This is a genomic window from Actinocatenispora rupis, assembly GCF_016861975.1.
Lineage (GTDB): Bacteria > Actinomycetota > Actinomycetes > Mycobacteriales > Micromonosporaceae > Actinocatenispora > Actinocatenispora rupis.
Map to the genome: position 1 here is coordinate 47474 of NZ_BOMB01000040.1, position 13843 is coordinate 61316.

The window sequence follows — 13843 nt, forward strand, 5'->3', positions numbered from 1 at the left end:
GCCCCGTCCGGCTCAACGAGACGGACCCGCCCACGTCACTCTCCGTGCCCGTTCTCGGCCCGTGTCACCGGGAAAAGACGGGTCAGCGACGGCTCGATCACCGATGCGTCACCGAGCACCACGGTGGCCGCGTTCGCCGGGGCGAAATAGCGCTCCGCGACCTCGGTGACCGCTTCGACACTGGCGGCGGCCATCCGCTCGGCGTGCCCGGTCAGCCAGTCCAGCCGCAGCCCCGATCCGGACAGCGAGGACATCAGCCCGGCGAGGCCGGACTGGGTCGCCAGGCTGAGCTGCAACGTGCCCACCCCGTACTGCCGGGCCTGCTCCAGCTCGTCCACGCCGACCGGCGTGGACACCAGCCGCCCCAGCTCGTACCAGGTCTCGACGAGGGCCGGTGCGGTCACCTCGGTCGCCACGTCGGCGGACACCACGACCGACGAACCCGCCGCCGAGTGCTCGATCGACGACCGCGGCGAGTACGTGTAGCCCTTGGCCTCGCGGATGTTCTCCACCAGCCGGGACGAGAAGTAGCCGCCGTAGATGAGGTTCGCGAGCTGGAGCGCGGAGTGGTCCGGGTGCGTGCGGCCGACCGCGCCGAGCCCGATCCGCAGCGACGACTGCACCGAACCGGGCCGGTCGGCGAGCGTCACCGGGCCGGGCTCGATCCCCGGTACGGCCGGCAGTTCGACGCTCTTGCCGCCGCCGTTCCAGGTGGACAGCGCGGCCTCGGCGGCGTCCAGCGCCTTCGCCGGCGGTACGTCACCGACGATGACCAGGATCGCGCCGGCCGGGTGCACCCGCTCGGCGTGCAGCGACCGCAACGCGGCCGGCCGTACGGCGGCGAGCTGCTCCGGCTCGGCGGTCTGCCGCGCGTACGGGTGGCGGCCGTACATCCGGTGGTTGAGCGCCGCGCGCGCCAGGTACGCCGGCTGGGTCTTGGCCACCCGGACCTGGTCGGCGAGCCGGTCCCGCTCCGCCGCGACCTCACCCGACGGGTACGTCGCGTCGGAGAGCACCAGGCCGAGCAGGTCCAGCAGCCGGCCCAGGCCGGACGACAGCGCGTTCCCGCCCAGCAGCAACCGGTCCGGGTCGACCGCCGCGGTCAGGCCGCCGCCGATCCGCTGCAGCTCGGTGGACAGCTCCACATTGGACAGTTCGGACGTGCCGGACAGCATGGTCTCGGCCAGCACCATCCCGCGCGCCACGTTCGTCCGGGCGAACGGCACGCGCAACCGCACCTCGACCAGCGGTACGGCCGGGCGACGCGCGGCGATCACGGTCAACCCGTTGGCCAGCGTGCGCTCGGCGGTCTTCGGCAGCTTCAGCTTCCGCGCCGCCGCGAGCGCCGGTACCTCCCGCAGCGTCATGCCGCACTCCCATCGATCCGTGCCCCGCCACCGACCTGCCGCAGCCTCCGGTCCGCGCTCACGACGCGCCTCCCGGAACGACCTCGACGGTAGCGCGCCGGGACGGGCGCAGGCTGGCGGCAGCCGCCACGATGGACTCCTCGCTGACCTCGCCGATCAGGCGGGGCAGATCGTTGGTGAGCGCGGCGTCCCCGCGCTGCTGGGCGATGGTGCCCATGCGCAGCGCGCGGCCGAGCACCGGGTCGAGGTCACGCAACAGCTGCGCGACGATGCGGGCCTTGATGCCGTCCAACTCCCCCGGTACGAGACCGCCGGTGGCGAGCCGGTCCAGCTCCTCGTCGACGGTGCCGAGTACGGCGTCGACGGAGCCGCCGGGCGGCAGGTGCGCCGACAGCAGCATCGCGGTGGGGTCGCGCACCTCGAACGGTTCGCCCATGAACCCCACGTACCCGCCGATGCCGGTGACCGCGCGGTCCTTCAGCACCAGCCGCTCCACCAACCGGGACGAGTCGCCGTCGGTCAGCACCTCGGCGAGCACGACATACGGCAGGTACGCGGCGAAGTCGCCGATCGGGTCGGGAACCCGCCAGGCGGAGGCGAACGCGGCCAGCGGCGCCCGTTCGTCCACATAGGAGTCACGGCGCTCGGCGGTCAGGTCCGGCTCGGCGAAGCTCGGCCGCACCGGGGCCGGCCGCGCCGGTACGTCACCGAAGTGCTGCTCCACCAACGCCTGCGCGTCGGCCACGTCGAAGTCGCCGGCCAGCGCGAGCGTCGCGTTGCTCGCCGCGTAGTACGTGGTGAAGAAGTCCTCGGCGTCGGCGACGGTCGCGGCGTTCAGGTCGACGAACGAGCCGTACCCGTCGTGCGCGTTGGGGAACGTGTCGAACATGACCGGCGGCAGCCGCAGCCACGGAAACCCGCCGTACGGCCGGTTCAGCACGTTGACCCGGATCTCCTCGGAGACCACGTCGATCTGGTTGCGCAGGTTCTCCTCGGTGATCTTCGGCCGGCGCATCCGGTCGGCTTCGAGGAACAGCGCGCGCTCCAGCGCGTTCGACGGGAGGAACTGGTAGTAGTCCGTGTAGTCGAGGTGGGTCGAGCCGTTGAAGGTGCCGCCGGACCCCTGCACGTACCGGAAGTGGGCGAGCTTCTCCAGGTTCTCCGAGCCCTGGAACATCAGATGCTCGAACAGGTGGGCGAACCCGGTCCGGCCCTCCGGCTCCGACCTGATGCCGACGTCGTAGATCACCGCGACGGCGACCACCGGCGCGCTCCGGTCGGGCGCCAGGACGACCCGCAGGCCGTTGGCGAGCTGGTACTGCTCCACCGGGTACTTGGTGGTCGGGATCCGCACGCGGCGGTTGCTGAGACTGCTTCGAGCGGGCACCTTGCGACCCTATCCGCAGAAACCCGCCAACCGCACGAGGCCCCACGGATCGGACCGGACCCGACGCCTATCCTTGGGGATCCGTCCGAGGAGGTGTCCGACCACCATGCCGGTACTCGTGCCAGTCGAGTCGCTGTTCATCCTGGACGGGCTGGTCTCCTGCGGCAGCTGCCACGGCCCGATGGCCCCCGTGTGCGGCACGCCGGTGCCGCCCGTGGTGCGCGACCGGCACTACTCCTGCCGGGCCGGCTGCGAGCGTTTCACCGTCGACGCCGACCACGCCGAGCGGTACGCGTTGGACGGGGCGCTGCGGCGACTGTCCACATCGGACGACGCGCCGTACATCCCGGGGTGGACTCCCCCGTCGTACGACGACGGCCGCAAGCACGTGGCGCGCCGGTGGAACGCCGCGTCCGCCGGGGAGCAGCGCGACGTGCTGCGCCACCTGATCCGGGCCGTCGTGGTCGGCACCGAGACCGGCACCGCCGCCGCCGAGGTACCGCTGTCGGTCGCGTTCCACCGCCGCGCCGACTGACCGCGTCAGGACCGGCGGATCGAGTTGATCGCGTCCTTCACGACCCAGTCGTACTGCTTGTGCGTGCCGGGAATCGACACGTACAGCACGGCGGCGGTCGGCTTGCCGACGTCCAGGGTGACCACGCCGACCAGCTCGTTGTCGGCCTTCAGCCCGTCCTTGCTGTCGTCGAAGTGCAGCCGGAAGATCGACACCCACGCGTTCAGGCCGCCGATCGTGGTCAGCTTGTCCTCGATCTTGTCCATGTGGTTCGGCTGCGGATAGTACGACTCGCGCACGTCCGCGACGATCTGCTGCCCCACGCACTTGAGGTCGAGGATCGTGCCGTCGTTCACGGTGGCCGGTACCGACCCGGACAGCACGGACGCCAGGTACTGCCCCTTCGAGTACTGCTCGGTCACGAACGCCTGGCCGACCCGGTAGTGCACCTTCAGCTGGCCGCCCACCCAGTCCTCGTGCCACGGCTGGAACGGCGACGAGAACTGCTTGTACGAGATGCCCGCCGTCCGGTCCGACGTGCGCGGGCCGGGCGGCGCGGGCGGACCCTCCTTGTACCCGGGGTTCGCGGTGGCGGTCGGCGGCGGACACGCCTGCGCGAGCGGCGGACCGGTCTGCTTCTGCGTGTGGACCCCGAACGGCAGCCCGCCCCCGCCGCCGAACGAGCCGGTGATCGCCATGGCCAGCACGACGATCAGGCCGACCCCGAGTACGGTGCCGGCCGCGCCGAGGAACCAGCCGAGCCGTAGCCCGCGCGGCTTGTCGGTCGTCCCGCCCGGGGTGCCGCCGCCGAGGGCGACCGGGTCACGCCGCTGCCACCAGTGGCGCTGCGCGTCGGGCGGCGGCGGGGCCGACACCTCGTGTGCCGCGGTGACCAGCCCGGACTCGGCGCGCGGGTGCGCCGGGTGGGCGGCCCGCACGATCGGCGTACTTCCGGGCACGTCGCGGGCCGGCGGCGGTACGACGACGAAGTCGGTCGTCTCGCCGGCCTGCCGGGACCACACGGCGTCGCGGTCGCTCTGGTCGGTCATCTCCCGCGCTCTCTTCGGGTACGCGCCGGGGCCGTGCACCGCACGCCCGGCGGGCGGCTCGCGGCCCTGCCCGACAACGGTAGCGGGCGACGCTGTGGGCGCCGGGTGTGGCCGGCGGCGGAGCGGGGATCGTGATGCTGCGTCGTACCACCGTCACCGGCGGTCAGGATGTCGGCGCTGGTCGGCGGGCGTCGGCTGCCGGGGCGAGTGCAGCTCGATCACCGTACTGGTCTCGGGGTGCCGCGCGGACTGGCTGGGGTGCCACGGCGCGAGCGAGACGGCCGCGGCCATCGCGACTCCCGCCGCCGCGATCGCGCAGACGACGAGCAGTTCGGTACGGCCGGTCGTGCCGATACCGGCGGCCATGGTGTGTCCTTCCCCGTGGTGCCTGGACGCGGGGCCATCGCGGCGGCCCCGCGGCGGAGGAGCCAGAGCCTCCGAGGAGCCAGAGCCTCCGCCGTTGTCGTTGCTGTGCGTGAGCGTCGCACGGATTCCGGATCCCGTCAGCCCCGCGGCCGGCTCTTCACCGAAGTTCCGTCAAGAATTCGACAGAAACTTCAGGTGGTACCGGCTCAGCTGCCTGCGGCGGCACCGGCCGAGGCCGCCGCGGCCCGGTCGGACTGGATCGCCTTGCGTACGGCGGTCGCCACCGGATCGACACTCTCCGCAAGCATCTCGATACGTTTCTTGTACGAGCGGCGCTCCGACCCGCTCAGCACCGTACGCAGCTCGGCCGCCGCGGCGAGCGCCACCGCCGCCGCGTCCCGGGCCTCGACCCGGTCCACCGGCCGGTCCCCGCGCAGCGCCTGCCCCACCCCGTCCACGTACGCCCGGTACGTGCGCGGGTCGGTGACGGTCAGCCGCTCGGACGGGAAGATGCCGAGCACCCGGCGCGTCTCGACGGTGAGGAAACCGTTGTCCACCAAGCGGTCCCGTACCCGGGGGCGGGCCTGGCGGGCCTGCCGACGCACCCAGTGCCGCCAGTCGCGGGGCCGGCCCGACGCGGCGATCTCGGCCAGCACGTCCGCGGCGAACGGGTCGGAATCGGCGACCAGACCGGTCGGTACGGCCTTGCGCTGCTCGTCCCGCAGCGCGCCGGCCAGCAACAGGTCGGCGAGCGCGGCACCGCGCAGCAGGTACCCGATCCGGTCGCGGGCGACCAGGCGTTCCTTGGCGGGATCCAGTGCCAGCAGGTACATCCGGGACGGCAGGTCGTCGGGAAGCCGCACGGCTCACTCCTCGTCGTCGGTACTGTCATCGTCCTGTGTGGACGGTCGGCCGGGGCGGCGGATCCGCCCCACGTCCTTCGGCAGCCGGCCGGCGTCGGCCAGCGCGCGCCGCAGCAGGAACTCGATCTGCGCGTTGGTACTGCGCAGTTCCGCGCCGGCCCACCGCGCCAGCGCGTCGTGCACGGCCGGATCGAGCCGGAGCAGGATCTTCTTGCGTTCAGTCGCCATACGCGATCGTCCTTACGCCGCAACGGTTCCCGCACCGTCCACCATGGACGGTGCGGGAGCCGGCCCTACTGGTACAGCGATCCGGTGTTGACGATCGGCTGGGTGCCCCGCTCGCCGCAGAGCACCACCAGCAGGTTGCTGACCATGGTGGCCTTGCGCTCCTCGTCCAGCTCGACCACGTCGCGCTCGGTCAGCCGGTCCAGCGCCAGCTCGACCATGCCGACCGCGCCCTCGACGATCCGCTGCCGGGCGGCGACCACCGCACCGGCCTGCTGGCGCTGGAGCATGACCTGGGCGATCTCCGGCGCGTACGACAACCGGGTGATGCGGGACTCGATCACCTTGACGCCGGCCGACGCGACCCGGGCGCCGATCTCGTCGGACATCTTCGCGGTGATCTCGTCGGCGTTGTCCCGCAACGACAGCGACCCGTTCTCGTGCGAGTCGTACGGGTAGGCGCCGGCGACGTGCCGCACCGCGGTCTCCGCCTGGATCGACACGAACGCGCGGAAGTCGTCCACCTCGAACACCGCCTTGGCGGTGTCCTCGACCTGCCACACGACGACCGCGGCCATCTCGATCGGGTTGCCGTCCGCGTCGTTCACCTTGACCGTGTCGGTCTCCAGGTTGCGGATCCGCGTGGAGATCTTGTGCCGCTTGGTGAACGGGTTGACCCAGCGCAGGCCGCTGGTCCGGATGGTCCCGGTGTACCGCCCCAGCAACTGCACGACGCGCGCCTCGCCGGGGGCCACCGAGTTCAGCCCGCCGCCGAGAATGGCGCCGGCGACGATCGCGACGACGCCGACCGGGACCAGAGCGCCGGCGCGGTCGGCGGACGCGCCGGCCACGATCACCACGACGCCGAGCACGATCAGTACGAGCACAAGGGCCAGCATCGGCAGGCCGGCGGCGCCGCGCGCGGGCCGCTCGGACACCTGCGCCGCGGGCATGTCCACCTGGACGGACTCACCGGGCCGGGGGGTACTCATCTGCCACTCCCTCTCTTCCGCCGCCTCGCCGGGCGGCTATCCAGAGCCTAGCAAAGTGATATCACTTTTTACCAGCCCTGGCGCTTCTTACTCAGGCGACGTATAAATTACTCATGCAGGTAACGAAGGCGGCGGAGGGCCGGAGCGTGGCGGCCACCGCGCGGCGGGCGCAGATCGTCGCCGCCGCGACCGAGGTGATCGCCGAGGCGGGCTACCGGCAGGCGTCGTTCGCGCGCATCGCCAAGCACGCCGGGCTCAGCAGCACCCGGCTGATCTCGTACCACTTCGCCGACAAGGGCGAGCTGATCCGCGAGGTCGCGGGGACCGTGTTCGAGAGCATCGGGCGGTTCATGCACGAGCGGATGGCCGGACACGAGAGCGCGCGCGAGCTGCTGGAGGCGTACATCCGGGGGGTCGTGGGGTTCACGGCGACGCACCGGGCGCAGATGGCCGCGCTGACCCAGATCTTCCTGAACGGTGGGCTCGACTTCGACGCCGACGACGGTGCGGCCGCCAGCTCGCACGTGGAGGAGATCCTGCGGCACGGGCAGCGGACCGGCGAGTTCCGGGACTTCGACCCGCGCGTCGTCGGTACGAGCGTCCAGCGGTCCGTGGAGGGGCTGCCGTTCCTGCTGGCCGCCGACCCCGACGTCGACACCGGGGCGTACGCGGACGAGCTGGTGACCATGTTCGATCTCGCCACCCGGGCCGCGTCGTGAGGATCCGGCCGCTCACCGTCGTCGACTTCGTCGTCCCGACCGCGGCGTACTACGTGCTGCGGTTCGCCGGGGTGCACGAGCCGGTCGCGCTGGTGGCCGGCGCGGTGCTGTCGGTCGTGAGCGGGGTCGGCCAGCTGGTGTGGCGGCGGAAGATCGCGGCGATGCCGGTCTTCTGGCTCGTGGTGATGCTGGCCAGCCTGGCGGTCTCGCTGCTCGTCGGGAGTCCCCGCTTCCTGCTCGCCCGCGACGCGATCGGGGTGGCCGCGGGCGGTGTCGCGTTCCTGCTGTCGCTGCGGTTCCGGCGACCGGTGACGTTCACGCTGTGCCGGCCGTTGCTGGAGAAGCGGTTCGGCACCTCGGCCGACTGGGACGACGCGTGGCGGCTCGCGCCGCGGTTCCGGCGGCTGTGGCGGGTCAACACGGTGATCTGGGGCGTCGCGCTGCTCGCCGACGCCGTACTGCGCGTCGCGATGGCGTACGCGCTGCCGATCGACGTGGCGCCGGGCGCGAACACCGTGCAGTACGTGGTGTTCACGGTGCTGATGATGGCGGTCACGAACGTGCACCTGACACTCGCCGGCCTGTGGCGGGTGCTGCACACCCTTCCGCGCACCACCGCACTCTCCGGAGGTACCGCATGACCAGACGCCTGCTCGCCGTACTCGGTGCCGCGCTCACGGCCACGTTGCTGTGGGTTCTCGCGGTGCCGGTGGCCGGCGTAACCCTGACTGTCCATAGTGGAGGGTCGACGCTGACCGTCGGGCCGGCCGCCGTCGTGGTGGTGCCGCTGCTCGCCGGGCTCGCCGCGCTCGGCCTGCGCGTCCTGCTCGAACGGCACCGCGTCGCCTGGCTCGTCGCCGCCCTCGCCGTACTCGCGGTCTCGCTGCTCGGTCCGCTCGGCGCCACGAGTACGGGTGCGGCGGCGGTGCTCGCGGCGATGCACCTGGCCACCGCCGCGGTCCTGCTCCCCAACCTCTGGGTACGCCGGCGCCCCGTGGCGCCCGTGCCCGCCTGACGCCACGCGGTATTTCGGGTGCGCGGGCCGTACGGTGCGGCGATGCTGACCTGATGCGCACCGTGCCGCCCGCCGGACTCACCGTCCGGCCGCTGCGGGCCGACGACGCCGCCGCCGTCGTCGCCCTCACCAACGCCTGCGAACTCGCCGACCTCGGCGAGACGCTGGCCGAGTTCGACGACGTCGTCGCCGACTGGCACCGGCCCAGCTTCGACCTCGCCACCGACTCGGTCGGCGTGTTCGACGGCCCCGACCTCGTCGGGTACGCGGAGGTGTACCGGGCGCGCCGCGCCGAAGCGTACGTGCGGCCGGAACGGCGCGGCGCGGGCATCGGTACCTGGCTCGCCGGGTGGACGCGGGAGCAGGCGCGCGCCGCCGGCGGCCGGCTCGTCGGGCAGACCCTGCCGGCGGGGAACACCGGCGCGGTCGGCATGTTCACCGCGCTGGGGTACACGCCGCGGTGGACGACGTGGGTGCTGGCGCTGCCGCGGGACGCCGAGCCGCCGACCGCGCCGCCGCCGCCCGGCGTCACGATCCGGGAGTACGAGGACGGCGACGGGGCCGCGGCGTACCGGACGATCGAGGACGCGTTCGGCGAGTGGCCGGACCGGGAGCCGACGACGTACGGGGACTGGGCGGCGGGGGTGCTGGAACGTACCGGGTTCGCGCCGTGGCAGGTGCAGCTCGCGGTCGCGGACGGCGTGGTCGTGGGCGCCTGTCACGTGATCGTGTCCGGGGACGGCGTCGGCTGGGTCAACCAGCTCGCCGTACGGAGGGACCACCGGGGCCGGGGCATCGCGCGGGCGCTGCTGGCCGCCGCGTTCGCCGCGACCCGCGCGCAGGGCGCGAGCGGCGCCGAACTGTCGACCGACTCGCGTACCGGTGCGCTCGACCTCTACCTGCATCTGGGCATGCGCGTCCGGCAGACGTTCACGCACTACGCCGTCGAGCTGTGATCCCTTGCGCCACAAGGGATCCCGGGCTTACGGAGCGTCCGCGACCGTGGTGCGTACGTCATGGTCGGCGAGGTCGCGCAGGGCGGCCTCGTCGGCACCCGCGTCGGTGACGACCCGTTCGAAGTCGGCCAGCTCACCGACCCGGTGCAGCGCCGTACGCCCGAGCTTGGTGTGGTCGACGAGGAGTACGCGCCGGGCGGTGACGGTCAGCAGGGCGCGCTTGGTGGTGACGATCTCCTGCTCCTGGTGGTACACGCCGCCGTCGCTGACCCCGGCGAACGAGTAGAAGCCGAGGTCGGCGCGGAGCGCGCGGGCCGACTCCACGCACGGCGACCCGACGAACGAGTCGTGCAGCTCGTTGTACTCCCCGCCCAGCGCGATCAGCCGGATGTTCTTGCGCCCCATCATGAGTTGGACGATCGGCGCGAAGTTCGTGACGACGGTCAGCGGGTCGATGTCGACCGCCAGCTCGGCCAGCGCGAGCGTGGTGGTGGAGTCGTCGAAGAGTACGGACATGCCGGGTTCGATCAGGGCGACCGCGCTGCGGGCGATGGCCCGCTTGGCCGCCACCGCCGACTGCCGCCGGTACGTCACGTTGCTCTCGAACACGCTCGACGGCAGCGCCGTCACCCCGCCGTGGTACTTGCGGACCAGGCCGCGGCGCGCGAGTTCGTCCAGGTCGCGGTGCGCGGTGACGAGGCTGACGTCGAACCGGTCGGCGAGGTCCTGCGCGCTCGCCGTCCCGACCCGCACCAGGTACTCGGCGACGTCCTGCTGGCGTGAGCCGGGGTCCTTGCGTCGACGCCGGTCGGTCATCCGTTCCCCTCCACCGTGCCGCGGCACGCGCCGGGCGTCCGTACGGTACCCGTTCGGCTGGCGCGGCCACCCTTCGGCGTCGCGCGATGACGAAATCGTGTCTCCAAAATTACAAACTTGAGTGGTAACTTGTCGCTCGGCGGCGAAAATTTGGCCGCATCGGCTCGGTCGGACGTACCGCCGGCACCGGCGCCGGCGCCGCCGGCCACTCCCGGACCGAGGTGTCGCCATGACCCCCAGACCCGCACACCCGAGTACGGCGGCGGCGCGATGACGGCCGCCACCCTCGACATCGCGAACCTGTCCCGGTTCCGCCGCAAGCTCACCCTGCTCTCGTCGATCGGGATGTTCCTCGACGGCTTCGACCTGACCGTCATCGCCGTCGCCCTGCCCGTACTGAAGAAGTCGTGGACGTTCACGCCGCTGACCTCGGGCATCACCAGCTGCTCGGCGATCGTCGGGATGTTCGTCGGCGCGCTGGTGATGGGCCGGGTGTCCGACCGGCTCGGCCGCAAGACGATGTACCTGATCGACCTGATCGGCTTCGTCGTGTTCGCCGCGCTCGCCGCGTTCTCGCAGAACGTCTGGGAACTGATCGTGTTCCGGTTCCTGCTGGGCTTGTGCATCGGCGCCGACTACCCGATCTCGTCCGCGCTGACCGCGGAGTTCGGGTCGCCGAAGGACCGCGGCCGGCTCGTCGTGGCGCTCAGCCTGATGTGGAACGTCGGCGCGTTCGCCGCGTACCTGGTGGGTGTGGCGTTCCTGCCGATCGGGCCGAGCGCGTGGCGGTGGATGCTGCTCGTCGGCGCCGCGCTCGCGCTGGTGACGCTGTTCTTCCGGACGAGCATCCCGGAGTCGCCGCGGTGGCTGATCGCGCACGGGCGTACCGGGGAGGCGAAACAGGTGGTCGCCGACCTCGTGACGCGCTCCGCCGGCAGCCGCATGACACCGGACGAGGTCGTGCTGCCCGCCCCCGCACCACCCGGTACGGACACCAGCGGGCGGTGGCGGCGGCTGTTCGGCCGCGGACTGATCGGCGCGACCGTGTTCGTCTGTACGTTCTGGTTCGCCCACGGCGTCGCGTACTACGGCATCCAGATGTACTCGCCGACCATCCTCACGTCGCTCGGCGGGTCGAGCCAGCTCGCCGCGAACATCGGCTCGGCGGTCATCGCGCTGCTCGGCGTGGTCGGCGCCGGCATCTCCTGCGCGTTCGTCGACTCGTGGGGCCGCCGACCCGTACTGCTCACCGCGTTCGCCGGCGAGACCGCCGTCCTCGTCGCGCTCGCGCTGCTGCACGCCCCCGCGCTCGCCGTCATCGTCGTACTCTTCGCGGTCGCGATCCTGTTCGCCAACATGGGTCCGGGCACGCTCGACATGGTCTACTGCACCGAACTCTTCCCGACCGAGCTGCGCGCCGCCGGTACCGGACTGGGCACCGCGGTCAGCCGGGTCGGCGCGATCCTCGGCGTGCTCGTCTTCCCGAACCTCGTCGACGCGTGGGGTGTCGACAACGCGCTCTGGCTGTTCGTCGGCGCCGGGCTGCTCGGCCTGGTGGTCACCGTCGCGATGGCCCCCGAGACCAAGAACCGCACCCTCGAACAGACGACCGGCACCCGGCCGGTCCTCGCCGTCGCCACCAAGGAGGAACTGTGACCCGGTTGACCGTACTGGGATTCCGGGCCGGGCGGCCCGACGCGGTCTCGCCGTGCTCGGGCTACCTGCTCGAACACGACGGTACGACGGTGCTCGTCGACTGCGGCCCCGGCATCGTCGGCCAGCTCACCGCCCGCGGGCTGGAGCACCGGATCGACGCGGTGGTCCTGACGCACCTGCACCAGGACCACATGTTCGACGTGGTGCCGCTGGCGTTCACGCGGCTGCTCACGCCGACCCCGCCACCCCGGATCCCCCTGTACGTACCGGAGGACAGCGTGGCGACGCTCGCCCGGCTCGACGACTGGGTGGCCGTACCGACGGATCCGGCGGTGGGGCGCCCGCTGTCCACCGCGTTCGACGTACGGCCGCTGGTGAGGGACGGCGCCACCGTCGTACGGCTCGGCGACGGCGTGACGCTCACCGGGTTCCGGGCGAAGCACGCCGTACCGTCGGCGTCGCTGCGCTTCGCGCTGGGCGACCGTACGGTGGCGTTCTCGTCGGACACCGGGTGGTGCGACGGGGTGCTCGGTGCCGCGCGGGACGCGGACGTGTTCGTGTGCGAGGCCACGTACCTGACGGCCGATCCGGCGATGCTCGCCGACCACGGCCACCTCACCGCCGAACTGACCGGCTCGCTCGCCCGTACCGCGGGGGTCGACCGGCTCGTCGTCAGCCACCTCCTCGGGTACGACGACGAGAAGTCGTTCGCCGCCGCCGCGGAGTCCGCCGCGCCGGTGCCGGTCACCGCCGCGAGCGCCGGCCTCGTGGTACCGGTGGGTTAGCCGATGGTGCTGGTGTTGTGGGACGTCGACCAGACGCTGCTGGACCTCGGCGCGGTCGACCGCGAGGTGTGGTACTCGCTGTGCGCGGACCTGGTGGGTGTGCCGCCGCGGCCGGCGACGGTCGTGCCCGGCCGGACCATCCGGCAGATCCTGCGCGACATCCTCCGGGAGTACGGCGCGGCGCCGGAGACCGCCGACCGCCTGCTGCCCGTCGCGCTCGAACGGGAGGCCGAAGCGTTGGCACGCCGGGATCTCCGCACCGCGGGCCGGCTGCTGCCCGGCGTACCGGAGGTGGTGGCGGCGCTGGACCGGGATCCGACCGTGGTCCAGTCCGTACTGACCGGCAACCAGCTGGCCACCACCCGGCTCAAGCTCGCCGCGTTCGACCTCGTGCCGCCGCTCGACCTGCGGTACGGCGCGTTCGGGTCGGACCGTGAACACCGGCCGGACCTGGTACCGGTGGCGCGGGAGCGGACCGCGGCCGCGTACGGGCCCGGCGCCGCGATGCCGACCGTCCTCGTCGGCGACTCGGTACTGGACGTCGACGCGGCGCACCGCAACGACGCCCGGGTCGTCGCGGTCGCCACCGGCTTCACGCCGGCGGCGGAGCTGCGCGCGGCCGGCGCCGACGTCGTACTGGACGATCTGGGTGACCTGCCGCGCAGCCTCGCGGCGATCCTCGGCGAGGTGGCGGCGTAATTCGCTGACGGTGGCGGTCGCACCGCTGCTAGGGTCGGGCGCATGACGATCTGAGGATCCGCGCCGTCGCGCGCCCACCAGCAGCCATCTGCCGGCGGCCCCGGAGCCGGCACCCGTTGCGGCAAGTACGCACACCCTCAGGGAGTTGTCATGACCGAAACGCCAGACACACCGGACGCGACCACGCCGGACGAGCAGCCCGAGTTCCTGAACCGGGCGGCCCGCCGCGCGAAGGGCAAGAAGGCCCAGTCGCAGAACCGGCGGCTCGACGGCGCGAAGCAGCACGGCGACACGCACGGCGCCGCGCACGCCCAGCGCAACTACGGGCACCGCCGCTCCGGCTGACTGCGCCTCCAGGCACCGCCCCGCACGCCGCGGGGCACCGTCGGACGCCGCCCCGGACCACCGGGGCGGCGTCCGCTGTCTCCGGCCGG

General features: G+C 72.5%; 17 protein-coding genes. 9 read left to right on the top strand and 8 right to left on the bottom strand.

The genetic code is table 11. The features are described 5' to 3' along the window. Positions 1-35 precede the first annotated feature (35 nt). Together Aru02nite_RS30405 and Aru02nite_RS30410 are read right to left on the bottom strand one after the other, a co-directional pair. Positions 36-1367, bottom strand: coding sequence for a M16 family metallopeptidase (locus Aru02nite_RS30405; RefSeq protein ID WP_203663458.1), 1332 nt, complete (start codon positions 1365-1367; stop codon positions 36-38). A 58-nt stretch (positions 1368-1425) separates the two neighbouring features. After that, entirely contained in the window at positions 1426-2754 is a 1329-nt protein-coding gene (locus Aru02nite_RS30410) for a M16 family metallopeptidase (RefSeq protein ID WP_239077049.1), read from the bottom strand. A gap of 106 nt (positions 2755-2860) precedes the next feature. Between Aru02nite_RS30410 and Aru02nite_RS30415 the strand changes: the two genes are divergently transcribed. Next, positions 2861-3289, top strand: coding sequence for a hypothetical protein (locus Aru02nite_RS30415; RefSeq protein WP_203663459.1), 429 nt, complete (start codon positions 2861-2863; stop codon positions 3287-3289). Positions 3290-3294: 5 nt separating this feature from the next. Here the strand turns inward: Aru02nite_RS30415 and Aru02nite_RS30420 are convergent, their stop codons facing one another. From Aru02nite_RS30420 to Aru02nite_RS30440, 5 genes are all read right to left on the bottom strand, one after another. Beyond that, positions 3295-4317 (bottom strand): hypothetical protein, encoded by a 1023-nt coding sequence (locus tag Aru02nite_RS30420; protein WP_239077050.1) that lies wholly within the window; start codon positions 4315-4317, stop codon positions 3295-3297. Positions 4318-4470: 153 nt separating this feature from the next. Continuing rightward, entirely contained in the window at positions 4471-4683 is a 213-nt protein-coding gene (locus Aru02nite_RS30425; protein ID WP_203663460.1) for a hypothetical protein, read from the bottom strand. 206 nt (positions 4684-4889) lie between these two features. Continuing rightward, a complete protein-coding gene (locus Aru02nite_RS30430; RefSeq protein ID WP_203663461.1) occupies positions 4890-5546 on the bottom strand; it encodes a GOLPH3/VPS74 family protein in 657 nt (218 codons plus the stop codon). A gap of 3 nt (positions 5547-5549) precedes the next feature. After that, positions 5550-5774: a type II toxin-antitoxin system antitoxin gene (locus Aru02nite_RS30435; protein WP_203663462.1), complete on the bottom strand. Its 225-nt coding sequence runs from the start codon at positions 5772-5774 to the stop codon at positions 5550-5552. A gap of 65 nt (positions 5775-5839) precedes the next feature. Next, complete coding sequence (locus Aru02nite_RS30440) at positions 5840-6763, bottom strand: SPFH domain-containing protein (RefSeq protein ID WP_203663464.1); 924 nt, start codon at positions 6761-6763, stop codon at positions 5840-5842. A 113-nt stretch (positions 6764-6876) separates the two neighbouring features. On the opposite strand from Aru02nite_RS30440, the gene Aru02nite_RS30445 reads away from it, so the two are divergent. The 4 genes from Aru02nite_RS30445 to Aru02nite_RS30460 are packed head-to-tail and all read left to right on the top strand — an operon-like array spanning position 6877 to position 9453. Beyond that, a complete protein-coding gene (locus Aru02nite_RS30445; RefSeq protein ID WP_203663466.1) occupies positions 6877-7482 on the top strand; it encodes a TetR/AcrR family transcriptional regulator in 606 nt (201 codons plus the stop codon). Then, positions 7479-8123 (top strand): VC0807 family protein, encoded by a 645-nt coding sequence (locus tag Aru02nite_RS30450; RefSeq protein WP_203663467.1) that lies wholly within the window; start codon positions 7479-7481, stop codon positions 8121-8123. Before Aru02nite_RS30445 ends, Aru02nite_RS30450 begins: the two co-directional genes overlap by 4 nt. Then, positions 8120-8497, top strand: coding sequence for a DUF6069 family protein (locus Aru02nite_RS30455; protein WP_203663468.1), 378 nt, complete (start codon positions 8120-8122; stop codon positions 8495-8497). The genes Aru02nite_RS30450 and Aru02nite_RS30455 overlap by 4 nt, the downstream gene beginning before the upstream one ends. A gap of 53 nt (positions 8498-8550) precedes the next feature. After that, on the top strand, positions 8551-9453 hold the full coding sequence (locus Aru02nite_RS30460; RefSeq protein WP_203663469.1) for a GNAT family N-acetyltransferase: 903 nt from the start codon (positions 8551-8553) through the stop codon (positions 9451-9453). A gap of 27 nt (positions 9454-9480) precedes the next feature. Here Aru02nite_RS30460 and Aru02nite_RS30465 read toward each other — a convergent pair whose 3' ends face one another. Further along, positions 9481-10269, bottom strand: coding sequence for a DeoR/GlpR family DNA-binding transcription regulator (locus Aru02nite_RS30465; RefSeq protein ID WP_203663470.1), 789 nt, complete (start codon positions 10267-10269; stop codon positions 9481-9483). Between the two features lie 270 nt (positions 10270-10539). Between Aru02nite_RS30465 and Aru02nite_RS30470 the strand changes: the two genes are divergently transcribed. The 4 genes from Aru02nite_RS30470 (at position 10540) to Aru02nite_RS30485 (ending at position 13754) form a co-directional block, all read left to right on the top strand. Continuing rightward, on the top strand, positions 10540-11925 hold the full coding sequence (locus tag Aru02nite_RS30470) for an MFS transporter (RefSeq protein WP_203663471.1): 1386 nt from the start codon (positions 10540-10542) through the stop codon (positions 11923-11925). After that, a complete protein-coding gene (locus tag Aru02nite_RS30475; RefSeq protein ID WP_203663472.1) occupies positions 11922-12710 on the top strand; it encodes an MBL fold metallo-hydrolase in 789 nt (262 codons plus the stop codon). The genes Aru02nite_RS30470 and Aru02nite_RS30475 overlap by 4 nt, the downstream gene beginning before the upstream one ends. A 3-nt stretch (positions 12711-12713) precedes the next feature. After that, a complete protein-coding gene (locus tag Aru02nite_RS30480) occupies positions 12714-13409 on the top strand; it encodes an HAD family hydrolase (protein WP_203663474.1) in 696 nt (231 codons plus the stop codon). A 150-nt stretch (positions 13410-13559) separates the two neighbouring features. Next, positions 13560-13754 (top strand): hypothetical protein, encoded by a 195-nt coding sequence (locus Aru02nite_RS30485; RefSeq protein WP_203663476.1) that lies wholly within the window; start codon positions 13560-13562, stop codon positions 13752-13754. Positions 13755-13843 lie beyond the last annotated feature (89 nt).